We start from the raw sequence: 19154 nt of genomic DNA, 5'->3' as shown, positions 1-19154 counted from the left end.
CCCCTCAGTCGAGGTGGATCCAGTCCGACACGGGCTCATAGCGGCCCTCGTCAGCGTTCACCCGCCAGATACGGCCTACCGGGAAAGACATGTCCCGCACGGTCACGGGAATCCCGATGATACCGCCGGTGTCCCAGTCCTCGATGGAGGCCAGGGCCTCTGCCATGTTGTCCGCGTTCAGCTCTTTGCCGGCATCCAGGGTGCGCTTGATCACTTCGGTCCAGACCATGGCGTTGAACCAGCCCTGGATATACCCGGTGGGACGGTAGCCGGCCTCCGGATCACTCTTCTCGGCCTGGGCCCTCAGGGCATCCAGCATCGGGCCACTTTCCTCACTGTCGTAGTAGTTATAGGGCATCACGCCCATGTAACCATCAGCATCTGCACCCATCTTGTCGATAATCAGCTTGTCCGAAGACCAGAAGGTACCCATGAATTGGGTATCCAGGCCCATCTGGCGCATCTGCACCATGAATTCGTTGATCGGTGACAGCACATAACCGTGGAAGACCACGTAATCGGGGCGCACCCGACGCAGTTTCAGCACCTCGGCAGAGACGTCGACACTGCCGGGCTTGGTGACAATTTCTTCCACCACTTCAATGCCCAACTCGGCAGCGCGGGCCTTGCCATTCTCGATCGGGTCCTTACCAAATTCGGTATCGCTATAGACAAACGCCACGTTCGGCATATCGCCGCCTTCACCCTGGGATGCGATGTACTCGAGGATGATGCCGAACATCTGGCTGTAGTTCGGCCCCGGAATGAACTGATACGGATAGGTTTCGTTGTCGGTCAGCACGGTAGCGAAGGACGCGCCGCTCATGAGCGTGTTGCCCTGGCTGTTGAGCTCCGAGGCGATGGCCTTCATGAAACCGGTGCTGTCGCCGTAATAGGTAGCCGGCGAGCTGCTGCCGGAGATCTTCTTGAAAGCCGCGACCGAACGGTCCACCTCATAGGCAGTGTCTTCCATGACGTATTCCACGGGATGACCATTGATGCCGCCCTGGCTGTTGATCCAATCGGTGTAGTCGGTGAGACCGGCATGAAGGTGAATACCGGCAAAGGCAAAGACACCGGAAAGCGGTATGGAGCCACCGAACACGATGGGCTCTTTATCCTGAGCCATCGCCGGGGCAGCAACTGTCAGTGCAGCGACCAGGCTACCAAGCCCGGCAAGCCGGCGACCTTTTTCGAGGATGTTTCTGAACATGTTTCTTCTCCTTGCTGCTTCTTGTTGTTGGTGGTGCATGGGCCCGAGGTAGCGAGCCCGTTGAAACACGATTAATTCCTGAACGGCCACAGGCGGAAGAAGCGACGGATCCGGTGCCAGATCTCCGCCAGGCCGTGGGGCTCGAAGATCAGAAAGCCCACGATCAGGGCGCCAAAGATGATTTCCAGCATCGGCGACATGAACACCGGCGCATTCGGATAGAAAGGCGTCAGCGCGGCGGTCAGCAGCTTCAGGGCTTCCGGCACCAGGGTCATGAAGGCGGCGCCAAGAATGCCACCCAGCAAGTTCCCCATACCGCCGACGATCACGGCCGCCAGATAGAAAATGGACATGGAAAGCGGAAAGCTCTCTGGCGTGACCACCCGATAGAAATAGGCGAACAGGCCGCCGGCGATCCCGGCATAGAACGAGCTGAGCGCAAAGGACATGAGCTTGTAGCGCAACAGGTTAATGCCCAGGATCTCCGCGGAGATATCCCGGTCGCGAATGGCGATAAAGGCCCGGCCAATTCTTGTCCGGAATACATTCCTGGCACCCGCTACCATCAGCACCGCCAGCGGCACAATGATGAAATACATCATGAAATCGCTCTGGAAGGTCAGACCGAACAGGTGCGCCGGCTCCAGGCTCAAGCCACCCATCCCGCCGGTTACCGATTCCCACTCGGCGAAGATGAAATGCAGGAACACGCTGGCCGCGAGAGTCGCGATGGCCAGATACAAACCTTTGACGCGAAGCGAGGGCAGGCCGACGAGGATCCCGACGGCGGCTGCCATGAGGCCGGCCAGTACCAGGGTCACCGGGAAAGGCAATGCGGTGTTAATCGACAGCCAGGCAACGGTGTAGGCACCCACCCCCATGAACCCCGCCTGCCCCAGGGAAATCAAGCCGGTAAAACCGGTCAGGATATTCAGGCCGGTAGTACTGATCACGGCAATGCCGACCAGGCATCCGAGGTAGAGCAGGTAGGAATTCACTGCGAAAGGGAAAACCAGCAACACCAGCAGAAAGAATCCCAGCCAGAACTTCTGAGTCTGGCTGGTCCAGATTGCCTCATCGGCCTCGTAACTCTGTTTTGCGTCACCGATGCGCATCTTACACTCGCTCTATTTCGTGGGTGCCAAACAGGCCGTAGGGGCGAATCACCAGGATGATCGCCAGTACCAGGAAGGTGGCCGGCATCCGGTATTCACCGCCCAGATAGGCGCCCGCCACGGTCTCCAGCCAGCCAATGAACACGCCGGCCACCAGGGCGCCGAGAATGCTGTCCAGGCCGCCAACGATCACCACCACAAGAACACTCAGGCCAATGATCCCGAATTGCGGGCTGAGACCCCCGGTGGCCGCCACCAACACGCCTGCCAGGGATGCCGCCAGAGAACCAAAGACCCAGGCCATGTTGAACACCCGGCGCACATTAATGCCCATTGAATAGGCTGCCGCCTGATCCGAGGCGGTGGCTCGCAGGGCCACGCCACCCCGGGAGAATCGGAAATAGAGCAGATAAACAATGAGCAGGCCCGATCCGATAAGAAAGCCGTAGGCAATTTTGGGGGCCAGATACAGCTCGCCGATAAACACCGGCTCACGAGGCAGGAAATTGGGCAGCAGCTGGGGATCCGCTGTCCAGATAAACTCCACCAGGCCCACCAGGATGCTGGCGATGCCGATGGTCACCATCACTACCGAAATCGGTGACTCGCCCAGCATTGGCCGGATCATGGTCTTCTCAATCACACCGCCGAGAATGCTGCCGCCGATAACCGCCAGTGGCAGGGCAATCCAGGGCGACATTTCCATGCCACCGGCAAACGCCAGGAACAGGTAGGCCGCAAACATCATGATCTCGCCGATGGCGAAGTTAATGACTTTCGTGGCCTTATAAATGATCACAAAGCCCAGGGCGATGAGGGCATAAAGGCCGCCCATGGCCAGGCCCGCGAGGCTGATTTCGCCGAAGAACAACCAATCCATCAGGCGGCCTCCCCCTCGGCATTGAGCTTTTTGCGCAGGCTCTCGATATCGCTGTTACCCAGGTACGCCTTGATCACCTCGGGGTTGTTCTGAACGTCCGCAGGCAGACCTTCGGTGATGACCTGGCCAAAGTTAAGCACGGCGATGTGATCAGAAATATCCATCACCATGCCCATGTCGTGTTCCACCATCAGGATAGTGACACCCCACTCTTCCCGGATGTCGAGTATAAACCGGGCCATGTCTTCCTTTTCCTCGCGGTTCATGCCCGCCACCGGCTCATCCAGCATCAAGACTTTCGGCCGCATGGCCAGTGCCCGGGCCAGCTCCACCCGCTTCTGAAGGCCGTAGGAAAGGCTGGCCACCGGCTGGCGACGAATATGGTCTATCTCAAGGAAATCGATGATCCGCTCCTCCACCTCTTTCCGGACGGCCATCTCCTCACGCCGGGCCGGGCCGAAATAGGCCAGGGCACTGAGCAGCCCGCTCTTCATATGCACATGAGCGCCCAGCTTGATGTTGTCGAGAACGGTCATACCCCGGAACAGGGCAATGTTCTGGAAGGTTCGGGCCAGCCCCATTGCGGCTCGCTTCGGTGGCTTGATGCTGCCCGGCAGTGGCTGCCCCTGATAGTGAATAGTGCCCTGCTGGGGTTTGTAGAACCCGGAGATGCAGTTAAACAGCGACGTTTTGCCAGCGCCGTTGGGGCCGATAATGGTGGTTACGGTGTTCTCAGGCACCCGGAAACTCACGTCCTGCAGCGCCTTCACACCACCAAACGACAGAGACAGGTTACTGACCTCGAGGATACTCACGTATAACACGCCCCAAGATGTTTATGATTGTTGTTATTTGCTGGTCCGGACGAGTCTGGAACGTCCAGACCTAAAAATAGTCGACGCAGCTTCCCCGCGCCAGAAAACCGTGTTCTATATTCAGGGTTCAGGTCCGATAAAAAGAGGAACAACAATGACCTCCCCCGTGATCCTGCAGTTCGACGAAAACACCGGCGTGGCTAGCCTGACCTTCAACCGTCCGGAAGCACTCAATGCCATCGACATTCCCATGGCCGAGGCCTTCCTGGAGGCCGCCAAAGCCCTGAGGGACCAGCCTGGACTTCGGTGCGTAGTGCTGACCGGAGCCGGCCGCGCCTTCATGGCCGGCGGGGATGTCGCCAGCATGGCTGGCGGTCCTGAACAGGCCCGGGAAGTAGTCAATGCCCTGCTGGACGACCTCAACCCGTCCATTCTGATCCTGCGCGAACTGAACGCCCCGGTCATTGCAGGAGTCCGGGGCTTTGCCGCCGGTGCCGGGCTGAGCCTGGCCCTAGGCGCGGACCTGATTATTGCTGACGCCAACGCCCGGTTCATGGTCGCCTACGATGGCATCGGCACGGTTCCGGACTGCGGGGGCACCTGGTTCCTGAACCGCCGCATCGGTGCCGGTCGGGCCAGTCAGCTGATGCTGCTGGGCCAAACCTTGACCGCCGAGGAGGCGCTGGACTGGGGGCTGATCAACCGGGTTGCCCCCGAAGGTGAGTTTGACGGTGCCCTGACCGACCTTGCACGCAAGGTTGCGAACGGCCCGAGCCGAGCCTACGCCGCCTTCCGACAACTCTCGGACGATGCCTTCGGGGGCAGCCTTTCCGGACACCTGGAAGCGGAGAGACAAGCCTTCCTGGAGGCGGTTGGAACCTCGGACTTCCAGGAAGGGGTCGCCGCGTTTCTCGCCAAGCGACCGGCACAATTCCGGGGGCAATGAGCGGTGCGGGCACCCGTACCTGAATAGCCGCACTGCCGCGGTCACGAGATCACACCGCGCTCCCTGAGCGCTTCGATCTCTCCGGGAGGCAGGCCGGCAACCCGTTGCAACACCTGCTCGGACTGCTCGCCGAGTAACGGTGGTGCCGTGCGATAGTCCACCGGGGTCAGTTTCAGCTTGATCGGATTACCAACGGTAGGCACCTCGCCCAGGCTGGGGTGAGTGACAGTCTGCCTCATGCCCCGCGCCAGTACCTGGGGGTCCTCAAAGACCTGGTCCAGGGTGTTCACCGGTCCGCAGGGCACGCCAGCCTGTTCCAGAATCCCGACCCACTCCCGGGTCGACCGCATCACGGTGGCCTGCCTCAGTTTCGGGACCAGTTCCTTGCGGTTGGCCACCCGGGCCCGGTTGGTGGCAAAGCGTTCATCGCTGGCCCATTCCGGGTGCCCGAGCACGTCGCACAGCCGGGCAAACTGCTGGTCATTACCCACCGTCAGCACCATGTTGCCGTCCGCGGTGGGGAAGTCCTGGTAAGGCACGATGTTGGGGTGGGCATTGCCCATACGCGCCGGTGCCTTGCCGGTGGTCAGGTAATTCATGGCCTGGTTGGCCAGGCAGGCCACCTGTACGTCCAGCAGCGCGGCCTCCACGTACTGCCCTTCCCCGGTCCGGTCCCGGTGGCTGAGGGCAGCGAGCACTCCGATGGTGGCGTAGAGCCCGGTCATGATGTCCGTCAATGCCACGCCGACCTTCATAGGCCCCGCCCCGGGCTCGCCATCTGGCTGGCCGGTGATGCTCATCAGCCCGCCCATGGCCTGGATCAGGAAGTCATAACCCGGGCGGCTGGCGTAAGGGCCATCCTGGCCAAAGCCGGTAATGGAGCAATAGATGAGTTTCGGATTGATGCGCCTGAGGCTGTCGTAATCCAGGCCGTAGCGCTTGAGGCCGCCGACCTTGAAGTTCTCCAGCACCACATCCGATTCGGCCACTAGCTTGCGGACCAGCGCTTGCCCCTCGGGGTGGGCGATATCCACGGCCAGGGACTGCTTGTTGCGATTGGCGGTCAGGAAGTAGGCGGATAACTCGGCATTGCCATCCGCGCCCTGAAGATAGGGCGGCCCCCAGGACCGGGTGTCATCCCCAGTGCCCGGGCGCTCGATCTTGATTACCTCGGCGCCGAGATCCCCGAGGATCTGACCGGCCCAGGGGCCAGCCAGAACCCGGGAAAGATCCAGCACACGCAGGTGCGACAGGGGGCCTGCCATCCGACTCTCCTCGCAACCGACGTGTTAGCGCATGCCACCGAGGCACAGGTATTTGAGCTCCATGAACTCGTCCAGGCCATAACGGGAACCTTCCCGGCCCAGGCCGCTTTCCTTGACCCCGCCGAACGGCGCCGCCTCGGTGGAAATAATGCCCTCATTGATACCGATCATGCCGGTTTCCAGGGCTTCGGCCACGTGCCAGATGCGACGGATGTCGTTGCTGTAGAAATACGCTGCCAGACCGAATTCCGAATCATTGGCCATGGCAATCGCCTGTTCCTCGGTGTCGAACCGGAACAGCGGCGCCACCGGACCAAAGGTTTCCTCACTGGCCACCAGCATGTCCTGGGTGACGTCGGTAAGGATGGTCGGCTCGAAGAAGGTACCGCCGAGCGCATGCACCTTGCCACCAAGGGCCACCTTTGCACCCTTGGTGGTGGCATCGGCGATGTGCCGCTGGACCTTGTCCAGGGCTGCGGCATTGATCAGCGGGCCCTGCTGGGTGTCACCTTCAAGGCCGGCACCGACGATCATCTTGCTGACGGCTGCCTTGAGCTTTTCAACAAATTCGTCATAGACACCGGACTGGACATAGATACGGTTGGCGCACACGCAGGTCTGCCCGGTGTTGCGGTACTTGGAGGCCATCAGCCCCGCCACCGCGGCATCGAGATCGGCGTCGTCAAAGATGATGAACGGGGCATTGCCACCGAGCTCCAGACTCACTTTCTTGACCGTGCCGCTGGCCTGGCGCATCAGCAACTTGCCCACCGGCGTGGAGCCGGTGAACGACACCTTACGGATGACCGGATTGGTGGTCAGCTCCTCACCCACCTCCGGCGCCCGACCTTTCGAGCAGGTCACGATGTTGAGAATCCCAGGCGGGACACCGGCTTCTTCCGCTAGCGCAGCCAAGGCCAGGGCGCACAGCGGGGTATCCTCGGCCGGCTTGACCACCACCGGACAGCCTGCGGCCAGGGCCGGGGCCACCTTGCGGGTGATCATGGCCACCGGGAAGTTCCAGGGCGTGATTGCCGCCACCGCCCCGATGGGCTGCTTGATCACCACGATGCGCTTGTCGCGACCGTGACCCGGAATCACGTCGCCATAGGCGCGCTTGGCCTCCTCGGCGAACCACTCGATGAAACTGGCGCCGTAACCCACCTCACCCCGGGCTTCCGCCAGCGGCTTGCCCTGCTCCGCGGTCATCAGCCGGGCCAGGTCTTCCTGGTTCTGCATCACCAGATCAAACCACCGGCGCAGGATACCCGCGCGTTCCTTGGCCGGACGGGCACGCCATTCCGGCCAGGCCGCCTCGGCCGACTGGATCGCCTGCCGGGTATCGTCGGCGCTCATGTCCGGCACGTTGGCCAGATGTTCGCCATTGGCCGGGTTGGTCACCGGCAACAGACCACCGGAACGGGCCTGGACCCATTCGCCATTGATATAGGCGCTTTCGCGCAGCAGTTCCGGATTCGTCAAACTGATAGTCATCACAGTCCTCACAGGAGAGAATCAACGCCCTCAGAGCAGATAGCTTTCAATCACATCCCTGACAAAGGCAGCATAGTCGTCAACGGCCACATTCTGGTCGCGGTACTTCCGGCGCTTCAGGTACCAGTCCTGTAGCAGGGCCTTGATCATCGAGGCCACCAGCCGGGCATTCCTCGGCCGGTACACGCCTGCCTCGATACCGTCCTCGATAACACCCAGGAAGATGTCTTCGATCTCCAGTTCGATGGCCACAGCATCCCGCTTTTCCGGTGCCGGCAGGCTCTTCGCTTCCATGTAGGAGAAATAGAACCAGGCCCGCATCAGTTCGCTCAGGTACAGGTGCGCCTTGATCGCCGAGAACAGCTTGTCACGTACGTCATTCACCTCGCGAGTGTAGTGCAACAAAGTGCGGCGGGTGATGGTGAAGCCGTGGCTCTGGATCAGGTGGATCAGGTCGTCCTTGTTGCGAATGTAGGCATAAAGGCCGCCCATGCTCATGCCCGAGTCCGAACACAGATCCCTCAGGGTCATGGCATGGAAGCCCTTGGAATTGGCCAGTCTCAGCGTCGATTCGATGATGCGGATCAGGTTCTTGACCGCCGTCGCCTCCTTCTTGATGCTGATCCTGTCCTTATTCTGCTGATATACCTCTCGGACCACACCTTCCTTGGACAAACTCAACTCGTCGCGAAACGCCTCATAATTTTCAATCATTGCTGCCACGCCTGTCTGCTCCTGCGGCGGGGATTATAAGTCAGATCACGCAACCGACAGGAACCGGTCCTGGGTTGCCTGATCTTTGCGCAACTCGTCGCTGGGTGCCTCATGCACGACCTGCCCTTTTTCCAAGATGTACGCCCTGCGGGCATGTTTCAGCGCGAACTGCACGCTCTGGTCAGTGAACAGGATGGTCGTGGTCTTGCTCAGATCATCGATCAGCTCGCCGATCTGCTGCACAATCACCGGCGCCAGCCCCTCGTTCGGCTCGTCCAGCAACAACAATCTGGGCTGGATCATCAGTGACCGGGCCACCGCCAGCATCTGCTGCTGGCCACCGGAGAGGGTAGCACCGTCCTGGTCCGCCCGTTCCCCCAGCATCTCGTACTTCTTCAGGATACCGTCCACGGTCCAGCGCGCGGCACTGCCCTTACGCTGGTAGGAGGCCACCTCCAGATTGTCACGCACGCTCAGGCCGGGAAAAATCCGCCGATCCTCGGGCACATAGCCGATGCCCGCCCGGGCGATCTGGTGCGCCGGCAGGCCGTGTACCGGCTTGCCATCAAAGATCACCTCGCCGGACCGGGGCGGGGTCAGTCCCATGATGCTTTTCAGGGTCGTGCTCTTGCCGGCACCGTTGCGCCCCAGGATGCACACGGTTTCTCCCTCGTCCAGTTGCAGGGTCACGCCCTGAAGAGCCTGGCTCTCACCGTAGAAGGTCTGGATATTGCGAACATCAAGAATCATGTGTTGGCCTCCTCGACCACCTCGTCTTCTTCCTCACCCAGGTAGGCGGCACGAACCTCCGGATGGCTCTTCACTTCCTCCGGCGCACCGGCGAACAGCTTCTCGCCCCGGTGCATGACCAAGATCCGGTCGGCCAGATTGAAGACCACGTCCATATCGTGCTCGGTGATCAGGAAGGTGTAATCGCCACTGTCCGCCAGGTTTTTAACCAGCTTGGTGGTACGCCGGGTCTCGTCGGGGGTCATACCGGCGGTGGGTTCGTCCAGCAGCACCAGTTTGGGCCGGGTAGCCAGCACCATGGCGATCTCCAGCAGGCGTTTGTCACCGTAACTGATGATCTCGGCGCGCTGGTCCTTGAGACCATCAATACCCAGACGCGCCAGCAGCTCAACGGCTTCTTTCTGGATGCCGGTATTACGCGAGGCAATGTTGAACAGCTTGCGGCTGTGGCCATGATAGGCCGACAGCACCACCTCCACGTTTTCCTGCACCGTCATCTCGGGGAAAATATTGTTGATCTGGAACGAACGGGACACTCCTAGCCGGCTGATTTTGTGCGGCGGCAGCCCGGTGATGTCCTGCCCGTCGAGGGTGATTTTGCCCTCGGTTGGCAGCATCCGCCCGGACACCATGTTATAGAAGGTGGTCTTGCCGGCACCGTTGGGGCCGATGATGGCAATGGTTTCCTTCGGCATGACTTCCAGGTTAATACCATTGACGGCAGTGACCCCACCGAACCGTTTGGTCAGGTTGTCTATGTTCAGGATCGGTTTGCTCATTTCTTCACCTCCATCCACCAGTCAAGGGCGGTACCCAGCAGGCCCTTGCGGAAGAAAATCACCATCATGGCCAGGATGATGCCGAGGACCAGCATCCAGGACTCGGTGAAACTGGTGATCCAGGTCTCCAGCAACACGAACACCGCCGAGCCAACGAACGGACCCAGGAAGTAACCGGTGCCACCGAGAATCGCCATCAGGACCGGCTCGGCGGACATGGACCAGTGCAACAGCTCCGGACTGGCCACCCGCAGGAACGGGGCGATCAGGCCACCGGCCAGACCGGCGAAGGTACCCGCGATGACGAAGGCCACCAGGCGGTAAGTCCGGACATTCAGGCCGGCGAAGGACACCCGCTCGGGGTTCTGGCGGATGGCCTTCAAGATCATGCCGAAGGAACTGCGGCAGATCAGGTACAGCACCACCGCGGCAATGGCGACGATGGCCAGCACCACATGGTAGTAGACCGCCGGGTTACCCAGGGTCAGGTCCAGGCCAAGGCCGAAGGAGCCCAGGGTGAAGCCCGCCAGGCCGTCACTGCCGTTGGTCACGGATCGCCACTGGTAAGCGATGGCAAACACCATCATGCCGAACGCCAGGGTCAGCATGGCGAAATACACCTCGTTGAGGCGAACGCTCAGGAAGCCAATCACCAGGGCCAGCAACGCCGAGGCACCCATGGACACCAGCAGACAGGCCAGGAACGGCCACTCCAGGTGGATCAGTACCAGCGCCGTGGCGTAGGAACCGATACCGAAGAAAGCCGCATGTCCGAAACTGAGCATGCCGGTGTAACCGAAGATCAGATTGAAGCTGGCCGCAAACAGGCCAAGGATCAGGATTTCGGTGAGGATAAAGATATAGAAGTAGGAGGCGATCCAGGGCACTGCAATCAGGCCCGCAATCACCACGGCCAGAAGGCCCATCAGAATTTTGGTCTTCATGCGGCTGCCCCCTTGCCCATGATGCCATTGGGTTTGAACAACAGAACCAGCGCCATGCCAAGAAACGGCAGCAGCAGGTTCACTTCCGGCAGGTAGCGGCCGCCAAAGCCGTGAATCAGGCCGAGGACAATGGCACCGAGCAATGCGCCCGGGAAGCTACCCAGACCGCCGATGACCACCACAATGAACGACTCGATGATGATCTTGTCACCCATGCCAGGGTCCAGTGCCCGCATCGGCGCCGCCACCACGCCGCCAACAGCGGCCAACCAGGCACCAAACGCAAATACACCGGTGACCACCATACGGGTGTTGATACACAGGGCTTCGGCCATGTCCCGGTCCAGTGCCGCGGCACGCATGATGCGACCCACGCGGGTGCGGTTGAACAGGTACCAGAGCCCGGCTAGCAACAGCAGACCGATAACAATGACAAACAGACTGTAGGTGGACACGGAACTGCCCAGCAGTTCGACCGAGCCTGACAGCAACTGAGGTGGCTGGACCACCTGGATACCGCTGCCCCAAATGGTGCGGACACTCTCGTTGATAATCAGCAGGATCGCGAAGGTCAGCAGCAGGCTGTCCGCGACGTCCCGGCTGTAGATGAATCGCAACAGCACACGATCGATGATGACAGCCAGGATGGCCACACCGATCGGTGCCAGTAACAGGGCTGCCCAGAAGGGCATTCCCACAAGGTTGATCAGGGTGAATGCCAGATAGGCTCCCAGCATATAGAGAGCCCCGTGGGCAAAGTTGATGATGTTCAGAACACCGAACACGATATTCAGACCCACTGCAATGATGAATAGCAGCAGCCCGATATCGAGACTGTTCAGCAACGCCGCTCCGATGCCAGACATGGATTACCTCATTAGGTTAGGGCCGGTTACATGGCGCCCCGCAGGGCGGGCGCCACGGCAAGCTTTTGAAAAGGTTCAGATCAGAGCTTGCAACCGGTCTCTTCAATGGTGCGGGCTACTTCTTCACCGTCAAAGATCTGCAGGTTGGTCAGGGTCCGGATACCGTGCTCGGGATGCATCGGGCCGGAAACACCCCAGTTCGGGCTGACCATGGCCTGGTTATCGCCTTTGCGGAAAGTCACCGTACCGTTGGGGGCTTCCATGCTCATACCGCTGAGAGCCTTGGCCACAGCCGGGCCTTCGGTGGTTCCGGCCGCTTCCATCGCCTGCTTGTAAGCATAGATGGCAGCATAGGCACCCTCGGCGTTATAGCTCGGCGGATTGCCGTAGGCATCGATGTAGGCCTTCACGAAACGGTCGTTGATGTCGTTGTCGTAGGCCTCGTACCAGTAACGGGTGGACAGGTGCACACCCTCGGGCATTTCCTCACCCAGGGCAGAAAGCACTTCGGTGGCAGCACCGACGGTGAACATCAGCTCCATGTCCTTCTCGAAAAAGCCACGGGTATTGGCCTGACGGATGAAGTTGACCAGGTCACCACCCCAGACCGAGATCAGCACACCGTCAGCGTCCGAGTTCATCACCCGGTCAATGAACGGAGTGAAGTCCTCGGCCCCGAAGCGCGGGAAGTTGGTCTCCGACATCAAGTTCACATCCGGTTTGATGTCCTTCAGGTAGTTGCCAAAGAACTCCCAGGACTGGTGACCGAAAGCGTAGTCCGGGCCAATGGTGGTCCAGTTGGTGGCATCGGTTTCCGCTGCAACCAGAGCGGCAGCCTTCATGTTCTGGGCCACGTTGACGCTGATGCGGTAGGTGAACGGGTTACACAGCTTGCCGGTGACATCCGGCGTGGCCGCGTGGGTGATGATCAGCGGCTTCTGCAGCTCCGGCATGGTCGGCACCATGCCCTGGGCGACACCCGAGCTGTCCAGCCCCACCAGGGCATCCGCCCCTTCGGAGTAGACCAGCTTACGGGCAGCCTGGATGGCGACCGATGCCTTGCCCTGGCTGTCCTCGTAGATCATTTCCACCTGCCGGCCGAGAATACCACCGGAGGCGTTGATTTCATTGACCGCTAGGTCGATGCCCTTCTGGGCAAACTCACCGTAGGTGGCGGCACTGCCGGAGAGGATATAGAGGCCGCCGATCCGGATCGGGTCCTCGGCATAGCTAGTCCCCGCGGTAGTCAGGGTCGCGGCTGCGGTCATCGCAACCAGCAGTTTCTTCATGCTTGTTTTCTTCATGGTATTGCTCCTGTGTTCTTGTCTTTGTTGTCACTGGAACTGTCAGGCCCGTTACATCGGTGCCCGTTTTCGTTGGTCTGAATGCGTTGTTCGCGCTATCGCAACCTCCTGCTGACCATGGTCAGCCCAATCATCGGGACAGGGAGTCCCGGAGAATGTTCTTGCGGATCTTGCCGGTGGCGGTCTTGGGCAGCTCGCCCAGCACCACCTTCCTCGGCGCCTTGAAGTGCGCCATGTTGTCCCGGCAAAAGGCAATGATGTCCTCAGCGGTCAACTCGTCACCGTCATCAACGGGATTGACGAAGGCACAGGGCACCTCACCCCACTTCTCGTCAGGCATGGCCACCACTGCCGCTTCGGAGACTTTCGGGTGCCGGTAGAGCACTTCCTCAACTTCCAGGCTGGAGATGTTCTCGCCGCCGGAGATGATCACATCCTTGGCCCGGTCCCGGATTTCAACGTAGCGGTCGGGGTGCATGACCGCCAGGTCGCCGGTGTGGAACCAGCCATCCCGGAAGGCCTTGTCGGTAGCGTCCGGGTTCTTGAGATAGCCCTTCATCACGGTGTTGCCCCGGATGCAGATCTCGCCCATGGTCCTGCCGTCGGCCGGTACCGGCTCGCCGCTGGTCATGTCCAGAATGTCCACGTCGTCCAGGCCATGGGTGGGGACACCCTGCCGCGACATCTTCACGGCCCTCTCTTCCAGGGGCAGCGCCTGCCATTCCGGCTGGGGCACGCACAGGTTGGACGGACCAAAGGTTTCGGTCAGGCCGTACAGGTGCGTGATCTCGAAACCGATTTCCTCCGCCTTGCGGATCACACTGCTGGGGGGCGCGGCGCCACCCAGGGCGAAACGGGCACGCCGTGAAAGGGTCAGGTTCTCACGACCAAGATCCTGCACCAGCATGTTCATCACTACCGGGGCGCCGCACATGTGGGTCACGCCGTATTCCTCGATCCGGCGATAGATCTCCCGGGTATCCACTTCCCGCAGGCAGACATGGGTGCCGCCAACGGCGGTGATCGCCCAGGTGTAGGCCCAGCCGTTGCAGTGGAACATCGGCAACGTCCACAGGTAGACAGTCTCGGCGGTCATATCGAAGGCCATGGCGTTCGACATGGCGGCCAGGTAGGCACCCCGGTGATGGTAGACCACGCCCTTGGGATTACCGGTGGTGCCGGAAGTGTAGTTCAGGGTGATGGCATCCCACTCGTCGTCCGGCTGCGACCAAGAGGCTTCCGGGTCGCCCTCGGCCAGCAGGGATTCGTAGTCCAGTTCAGCCAGGCCTTCGCTGGGGCCGGACTTGCGCTCGATAGCCACCAGCAGCGGCGGCACCTCCAGCTCGGCAATCGCCGCCCGGACCTGGTTTTCCCACTGGGTGTCGTAGAACAGCACCCGCGCCTCACCGTGGGCCAGGATGAACGAGAGGGTACCCGCGTCCAGACGGATATTCATGGAGTTGAGCACCGCCCCCGCCATGGGCACCGAGTAATGGGACTCGAGCATTTCATGGCTGTTGGGGCACAGGATCGCTACCGTGTCGCCAGGGGATATACCCCGGGCGCGCAAGGCATCCGCCATCTGCCGGCAACGGCGATACAGATCGCGGTAGGACAGGCTCATGTCATCGTCGATGACCGCCTGCTTGTCCGGGTAGACTCGCGCCGATCGCTGCAGCAGGGTCAGCGGGGTCAGGGCTGAATGGTTGGCGGCGGTCTTGTTCAGGTTCTTGTACTTGTTCATATCGCACCGTGTTGGACTGTCCGGATTACTTCAGAAAGCCCGGATTGTTGATTCTCAACCGGGCCTCCGTCATGCCCTTCAGAACCGATCTCAGTTCCGGATCATCGCCATCGAGCCGGCGGTCACGGAGGGCCCGGGCGAGGGTCTGCTCGCCCTTTGAAGGGTCATCCGGTAACTGGTGTCCAGCCATAAATTTCGATAGTGACCGGTCGGTGGCTTCAGGCTCACCCTGAGCCCGCTGCTCGATCTCCCGGATGGCCATGCCCATGGCGTTGGCGATCATCAGGGCCTGGTATTTATGCTCTCCCGCCAGATCCGGTACCAGGGAATCCAGTAATACCTGGCGGGCCTCGGTCAGCAGGTCGCGGCTATCCGGCTCGTTGATCATTGCCCTTCCTCCAATTCCGGAATCTGGTTCAGCAGGTCGTATTCCATCTGGGCCACCATACGCCCGGTCAGGGCCAGCTCCAGCGAGCGCTGTTCGCCGGACATGTGCCGGCGTGCCTGTTGCAACGCGATCATCGCCCAGCGCACCAGCGCCATGACTTCCCAATAGCTGACAGTCGCCGGATCGATGTCGGCGCCACTCACTTCCCGGTAACTGGCCAGAAGATCGTCTTTGTCGCCAACGCCTCCAACTTCCCGGTCATCACCACCGAAGCGCCAGCTGCGGCAGCAGAGCCAGCCCAGGTCTTCGCAGGGATCACTCCAGGCGGCAAATTCCCAGTCCAGCACTGCAGTCAGCTCGTCACCATCCACCATGTAGTTTCCGGTGCGGAAATCGCAGTGACACAGCACCGTGGGACCGGGTTCCGGCGCGTGGTCTTCGAGCCAGTTCAGGGCCCATTCGAGGACCGGATGCGGTTCCCCGATTTCCTCCAAGTAGCGGCGGTACAGCGCCACCCGGCTCAGGGCCGGATTGTTCCCTGTCGGCAGTCCCAGAAAAGCCAGCGAATCCATCGGCGGCCGCACTGTGTGCAGCCGGGCCAGCTCGGCACCGAGCCGGCGCACGAGGTGCCGACGCTGATCGTCGGTAAGATCACCCTTGACCAGTTTCCGTGGCGAGGCGGACCCGGAAGCCCGGCTCATGACATAAAAGATTCGGCCGCTGACTTCGGCGTCCTCACACAGCCAGAGCGGCTCCGGAGCGGTAACTCCGGCGCCGAATGCGGCCTGCAACACTCGGAACTCCTCCGGCCGGGACAAACTCTCCGACACCCCCGAGGGGGCGTCTTGCCGGACCACGAATTCCTGCCGGCCCGGCCGGTCGCCGCCTTCCAGCTCCAGGGTTAACCCGAAGTTATCCTGGATGGCGCCCCCGGACAGCTTGCTGAACTCGATGACCCGCGCGTTGCGGGCGCCGGTCTGCCGGACAATAAAATTGCAGAAGGTGTCGGCCAAAGCAGACATCAGGGCTTCACTCCCCAGTGCCAGAAATCGGTGCGCTCCGACAGCAGCAGCTTCGAGAACACCATCTTGTGCACTTCCGAGGCGCCATCCACCAGACGTGCCTGGCGGGCATAGCGGTAGATCCACTCCAGCGGAGTATCCTTTGAATAGCCCCGGGCGCCACAAAGCTGGATGGCGGTATCGACGGCCTTGTGCAGGGTATCGGCCACGGCAACCTTGGCCATGGACACTTCCTTGCGGGCAAAGTCGCCCTGATCGAGTTTCCACGCCGCGTGCATGGTCAGCAGCCGGCCGATCTGGATCTCCATGGCGGCCTCGCCGAGCAACCACTGGACACCTTCACGCTGGGCCAGGGTCTGGCCGAACGACTGACGTTTCTCCACGTAATCGGTGGCGATCTCGAGCGACCTACGGGCCAGCCCGAGCCAGCGCATGCAGTGGGTCAGGCGGGCGGTGCCCAAACGGATCTGGGTGACCTTGAGGCCATCGCCCACTTCCATCAGCCGGTTCTTATCGGGAATTTCCAGGCCGTCAAAACGGATCTCGCAATGACCACCGTGCTCCTCCGGCCCCATGATCGGAATGCGGCGGACCACTTCCCAGCCCGGATCGTCCTTGTGGAACATGAAGGCGCTGAGCCCCTTGCGGGTATCGTCGGAGGTACGGGCAATCAAAATGAAATGGGACGCCTCCCCGGCCCCGGTGATGTAATGCTTGTGACCATGGATCACCCAGCGGTCGCCCTTGCGGGTGGCGGTGGTCTGCATCATGCCGGGGTCCGAGCCGCAGCCGGGAGGTGGCTCAGTCATGGCGAAGGAGGAGCGGACCTGGCCCTCGACAATGGGCTTGAGCCAGCGCTCCTGCTGGGCCTCGGTGGCCACCTTGGCCAACACGATCATGTTGCCGTCATCGGGCGCCGCGGAGTTGAACACCACCGGCCCGAAGATGGACCGGTTCATCTCCTCGTAGCAAGCCGCCATGCCCTGGATATCCAGGCCCTGGCCACCCAGGTGCTCGGGAATCTGGAGGCACCAAAGGCCCTGTTGTCTGGCCTTGGCACGCATCTGTTCCAGATACTCCGGTGCAATGTTCTCGTGCTCGTCATATGCCTCCGGGTTCTGCTCCAGCGGCAACAGCTCCTGTTCCACAAAGTCCCGGATACGCTTCCGATACGACTCGTTCCTGGGGTTCAGATTGAAGTCCACAGCCTGCTCCTTACAGCGAGGATTGAAGATGGCCGCCATCCACCACAAGGGTGCTGCCGGTCATGTAGTCGGAAAGATCTGAGGCCAGCAGCAGTAACGGACCACTGAGGTCACCGGCCTGCCCCAGACGACGCTGGGGAATACGGCGGATCATCTTCTGGCCGGGCTCGCTGGCGAAAAAATCACGGTTCAGGTCGGTCTCGATGTAGCCCGGCGCAAGGGCATTGACGCGAATACCATACCGGGCCCATTCCAGCGCCAGTGCCCGGGTCAGCTGCTCGACTCCGGCCTTGGCCGCCGCATAGGGCGCCACATTGCCGGCCACACGATGGCCGAGGATAGAAGAAATCATGATGATGCTGCCGCCCCGGTTGGTGGCGGACAGACGACGGGCAGCCTCGTTGGCTACCAGCCAGCATCCCTTGAGGTTGGTATCGACCACCGTGTCCCAGTCGGAGCCGGTCAGATCCATCGCCTTCTTGCTGGTGGCGACACCGGCATTAGAAACCACCACATCCGGAAGGCCGACATCGTCGGCCATGGTGTCGAAGGCTTCGGTGACACTCGCCTCGTCGGTGACATCCATGGTGACCACATGGATCCGACCGGCATACTCGGGAAAATCGCCCTTGAGAGAGTCCAGCGCCTCGCGGCGGCGGCCACTGACAATGACGGTGGCACCTGTCTCGAGAAGGCAGTGGGTAAAGCTGTGGCCCAGGCCACCGGCAGCTCCGGTCACCAGAGCCGTCTTACCATCAAGTCGCAGGGACCAGTTTGTAGTGCCAAGGTTAGTCTTATTGGAATTGTTCATGTTTCAACCTCCGAGAACCAAAAATAGAACGAGCGCTCGAATTATTCAAGCATGAAATGTAATCTCTCACAAAGAAAGCCTCCTAACCAGACGCCCCCATGTATTTGGCATCACTGGCCACTTAACGCATGCTGGCTAAAAGTAACTGACGAGAGCACCCATGAATCCAACCATAGAACTCCTGAAATCCCACCGTTCCATCCGCAAATTCACCAGCGAGAAAATTCCCGAGAATCTGCTCAGGGAACTGGTTCGCGCCGGCCAGTGCGCCGCCACCTCGAACCATGTGCAGGCGTATTCCATTATTCACGTGATTGATCCGGACAACCGCCGGAGAATTGCCGAACTTGCCGGGGGACAGGGCTATATCGCTGATTGCTCGGACTTCCTGGTGTTCTGCGCCGATATGCGGCGCTCGACCGACGCCGCCGGGCGCGCCGGGGCAGACGTGGTACGGGGGATGACCGAACAGCTGCTGGTTGCCACCATCGACACCAGCCTGATGGCGCAGAATGTCGCGATTGCCGCGGAGTCCGAGGGGCTTGGTCTCTGCTACATCGGGGGCATACGCAACAATCCGGCGGAGATCAGCGAGATACTTCGACTGCCGGAGCATGTGTACCCGGTATTCGGCATGTGCCTGGGCTATCCGGACCAGAACCCCGAGGTAAAGCCCCGCCTGCCGGTGGAGGCGATTCTCAAGGAAGACTACTACTCCGATGCCCGTGACGAGGAACTGGTCGCCGGGTTCGACCGCACCATGAACCAGTACTACCGGGAGCGCACCGGTGGTAACAAGGACACCACCTGGTCCGAGCAGCTCAAGCCGCTGTTCACCTCGAAACTGCGGCCGCACATGCGCGATTTCCTGCGCAAATGCGGCTTCGAGATGAAATAGC

The 19154-nt window shown here is 60.9% G+C and carries 19 protein-coding genes; 2 read left to right on the top strand and 17 right to left on the bottom strand.

Going from position 1 to position 19154, the window contains the following annotated elements; all coding sequences use genetic code 11:
• Nucleotides 1-4: 4 nt before the first annotated feature.
• The 4 genes from ACGK9W_RS18570 to ACGK9W_RS18555 all read right to left on the bottom strand — a co-directional run bounded on the left by ACGK9W_RS18570 (nt 5) and on the right by ACGK9W_RS18555 (nt 4023).
• Complete coding sequence (locus tag ACGK9W_RS18570; protein ID WP_008177251.1) at nt 5-1213, bottom strand: ABC transporter substrate-binding protein; 1209 nt, start codon at nt 1211-1213, stop codon at nt 5-7.
• Nucleotides 1214-1284: 71 nt separating this feature from the next.
• Nucleotides 1285-2328, bottom strand: a complete 1044-nt coding sequence (locus ACGK9W_RS18565) for a branched-chain amino acid ABC transporter permease (RefSeq protein ID WP_405418062.1) — start codon at nt 2326-2328, stop codon at nt 1285-1287.
• Between the two features lies 1 nt (nt 2329).
• Nucleotides 2330-3208, bottom strand: a complete 879-nt coding sequence (locus ACGK9W_RS18560) for a branched-chain amino acid ABC transporter permease (protein ID WP_153637081.1) — start codon at nt 3206-3208, stop codon at nt 2330-2332.
• Nucleotides 3208-4023: an ABC transporter ATP-binding protein gene (locus tag ACGK9W_RS18555; RefSeq protein WP_136629984.1), complete on the bottom strand. Its 816-nt coding sequence runs from the start codon at nt 4021-4023 to the stop codon at nt 3208-3210. The genes ACGK9W_RS18560 and ACGK9W_RS18555 overlap by 1 nt, the downstream gene beginning before the upstream one ends.
• 154 nt (nt 4024-4177) lie before the next feature.
• On the opposite strand from ACGK9W_RS18555, the gene ACGK9W_RS18550 reads away from it, so the two are divergent.
• Nucleotides 4178-4969 (top strand): enoyl-CoA hydratase/isomerase family protein, encoded by a 792-nt coding sequence (locus tag ACGK9W_RS18550; RefSeq protein WP_136629985.1) that lies wholly within the window; start codon nt 4178-4180, stop codon nt 4967-4969.
• Nucleotides 4970-5010: 41 nt separating this feature from the next.
• Here ACGK9W_RS18550 and ACGK9W_RS18545 read toward each other — a convergent pair whose 3' ends face one another.
• From ACGK9W_RS18545 to ACGK9W_RS18485, 13 genes are all read right to left on the bottom strand, one after another.
• On the bottom strand, nt 5011-6234 hold the full coding sequence (locus ACGK9W_RS18545) for a CaiB/BaiF CoA-transferase family protein (RefSeq protein ID WP_153637082.1): 1224 nt from the start codon (nt 6232-6234) through the stop codon (nt 5011-5013).
• Nucleotides 6235-6258: 24 nt separating this feature from the next.
• Nucleotides 6259-7722, bottom strand: a complete 1464-nt coding sequence (locus ACGK9W_RS18540) for an NAD-dependent succinate-semialdehyde dehydrogenase (protein ID WP_288365848.1) — start codon at nt 7720-7722, stop codon at nt 6259-6261.
• 36 nt (nt 7723-7758) lie between these two features.
• Nucleotides 7759-8442, bottom strand: a complete 684-nt coding sequence (locus tag ACGK9W_RS18535) for a TetR/AcrR family transcriptional regulator (protein ID WP_136630001.1) — start codon at nt 8440-8442, stop codon at nt 7759-7761.
• A 45-nt stretch (nt 8443-8487) separates the two neighbouring features.
• Nucleotides 8488-9192 (bottom strand): ABC transporter ATP-binding protein, encoded by a 705-nt coding sequence (locus ACGK9W_RS18530; protein ID WP_136629987.1) that lies wholly within the window; start codon nt 9190-9192, stop codon nt 8488-8490.
• Entirely contained in the window at nt 9189-9971 is a 783-nt protein-coding gene (locus tag ACGK9W_RS18525) for an ABC transporter ATP-binding protein (RefSeq protein WP_136629988.1), read from the bottom strand. Before ACGK9W_RS18525 ends, ACGK9W_RS18530 begins: the two co-directional genes overlap by 4 nt.
• A complete protein-coding gene (locus ACGK9W_RS18520) occupies nt 9968-10915 on the bottom strand; it encodes a branched-chain amino acid ABC transporter permease (protein ID WP_136629989.1) in 948 nt (315 codons plus the stop codon). Before ACGK9W_RS18520 ends, ACGK9W_RS18525 begins: the two co-directional genes overlap by 4 nt.
• Entirely contained in the window at nt 10912-11781 is an 870-nt protein-coding gene (locus tag ACGK9W_RS18515; protein ID WP_136629990.1) for a branched-chain amino acid ABC transporter permease, read from the bottom strand. Before ACGK9W_RS18515 ends, ACGK9W_RS18520 begins: the two co-directional genes overlap by 4 nt.
• Nucleotides 11782-11861: 80 nt before the next feature.
• A complete protein-coding gene (locus tag ACGK9W_RS18510; protein WP_153637083.1) occupies nt 11862-13085 on the bottom strand; it encodes an ABC transporter substrate-binding protein in 1224 nt (407 codons plus the stop codon).
• 130 nt (nt 13086-13215) lie between these two features.
• A complete protein-coding gene (locus ACGK9W_RS18505; protein WP_136629991.1) occupies nt 13216-14829 on the bottom strand; it encodes a long-chain-fatty-acid--CoA ligase in 1614 nt (537 codons plus the stop codon).
• A gap of 25 nt (nt 14830-14854) precedes the next feature.
• Complete coding sequence (locus ACGK9W_RS18500) at nt 14855-15217, bottom strand: DUF6285 domain-containing protein (RefSeq protein WP_136629992.1); 363 nt, start codon at nt 15215-15217, stop codon at nt 14855-14857.
• A complete protein-coding gene (locus ACGK9W_RS18495) occupies nt 15214-16239 on the bottom strand; it encodes a phosphotransferase family protein (protein WP_136629993.1) in 1026 nt (341 codons plus the stop codon). Before ACGK9W_RS18495 ends, ACGK9W_RS18500 begins: the two co-directional genes overlap by 4 nt.
• Nucleotides 16239-17444 (bottom strand): acyl-CoA dehydrogenase family protein, encoded by a 1206-nt coding sequence (locus ACGK9W_RS18490; RefSeq protein WP_136629994.1) that lies wholly within the window; start codon nt 17442-17444, stop codon nt 16239-16241. The genes ACGK9W_RS18495 and ACGK9W_RS18490 overlap by 1 nt, the downstream gene beginning before the upstream one ends.
• Before the next feature lie 10 nt (nt 17445-17454).
• Nucleotides 17455-18255 carry an SDR family NAD(P)-dependent oxidoreductase gene (locus tag ACGK9W_RS18485; RefSeq protein ID WP_136629995.1) on the bottom strand — a complete coding sequence of 267 codons (801 nt, stop codon included), beginning with the start codon at nt 18253-18255 and terminating at the stop codon, nt 17455-17457.
• 160 nt (nt 18256-18415) lie between these two features.
• Between ACGK9W_RS18485 and nfsA the strand changes: the two genes are divergently transcribed.
• Entirely contained in the window at nt 18416-19153 is a 738-nt protein-coding gene (nfsA, locus tag ACGK9W_RS18480; protein ID WP_288365823.1) for an oxygen-insensitive NADPH nitroreductase, read from the top strand.
• Nucleotide 19154 lies beyond the last annotated feature (1 nt).

It is taken from the genome of Marinobacter flavimaris (assembly GCF_045057155.1).
In the GTDB taxonomy this organism is placed as follows: Bacteria; Pseudomonadota; Gammaproteobacteria; order Pseudomonadales; family Oleiphilaceae; genus Marinobacter; species Marinobacter manganoxydans.
The sequence above is the reverse complement of the archived record's forward strand: the minus strand, read 5'-3'. Positions and strand labels throughout refer to the sequence as shown.

Excerpts from the sequence above, each read along its gene's own strand:
- ACGK9W_RS18495 (WP_136629993.1), bottom strand. The coding sequence starts at position 16,239 with ATGTCTGCTTTGGCCGACACCTTCTGCAATTTTATTGTCCGGCAGACC.
- ACGK9W_RS18485 (WP_136629995.1), bottom strand. The coding sequence starts at position 18,255 with ATGAACAATTCCAATAAGACTAACCTTGGCACTACAAACTGGTCCCTG.
- ACGK9W_RS18545 (WP_153637082.1), bottom strand. The coding sequence starts at position 6,234 with ATGGCAGGCCCCCTGTCGCACCTGCGTGTGCTGGATCTTTCCCGGGTT.
- ACGK9W_RS18560 (WP_153637081.1), bottom strand. The coding sequence starts at position 3,208 with ATGGATTGGTTGTTCTTCGGCGAAATCAGCCTCGCGGGCCTGGCCATG.
- ACGK9W_RS18520 (WP_136629989.1), bottom strand. The coding sequence starts at position 10,915 with ATGAAGACCAAAATTCTGATGGGCCTTCTGGCCGTGGTGATTGCGGGC.
- ACGK9W_RS18530 (WP_136629987.1), bottom strand. The coding sequence starts at position 9,192 with ATGATTCTTGATGTTCGCAATATCCAGACCTTCTACGGTGAGAGCCAG.
- ACGK9W_RS18510 (WP_153637083.1), bottom strand. The coding sequence starts at position 13,085 with ATGAAGAAAACAAGCATGAAGAAACTGCTGGTTGCGATGACCGCAGCC.
- ACGK9W_RS18550 (WP_136629985.1), top strand. The coding sequence starts at position 4,178 with ATGACCTCCCCCGTGATCCTGCAGTTCGACGAAAACACCGGCGTGGCT.
- nfsA (WP_288365823.1), top strand. The coding sequence starts at position 18,416 with ATGAATCCAACCATAGAACTCCTGAAATCCCACCGTTCCATCCGCAAA.
- ACGK9W_RS18570 (WP_008177251.1), bottom strand. The coding sequence starts at position 1,213 with ATGTTCAGAAACATCCTCGAAAAAGGTCGCCGGCTTGCCGGGCTTGGT.
- ACGK9W_RS18565 (WP_405418062.1), bottom strand. The coding sequence starts at position 2,328 with ATGCGCATCGGTGACGCAAAACAGAGTTACGAGGCCGATGAGGCAATC.
- ACGK9W_RS18515 (WP_136629990.1), bottom strand. The coding sequence starts at position 11,781 with ATGTCTGGCATCGGAGCGGCGTTGCTGAACAGTCTCGATATCGGGCTG.
- ACGK9W_RS18525 (WP_136629988.1), bottom strand. The coding sequence starts at position 9,971 with ATGAGCAAACCGATCCTGAACATAGACAACCTGACCAAACGGTTCGGT.
- ACGK9W_RS18505 (WP_136629991.1), bottom strand. The coding sequence starts at position 14,829 with ATGAACAAGTACAAGAACCTGAACAAGACCGCCGCCAACCATTCAGCC.
- ACGK9W_RS18500 (WP_136629992.1), bottom strand. The coding sequence starts at position 15,217 with ATGATCAACGAGCCGGATAGCCGCGACCTGCTGACCGAGGCCCGCCAG.
- ACGK9W_RS18535 (WP_136630001.1), bottom strand. The coding sequence starts at position 8,442 with ATGATTGAAAATTATGAGGCGTTTCGCGACGAGTTGAGTTTGTCCAAG.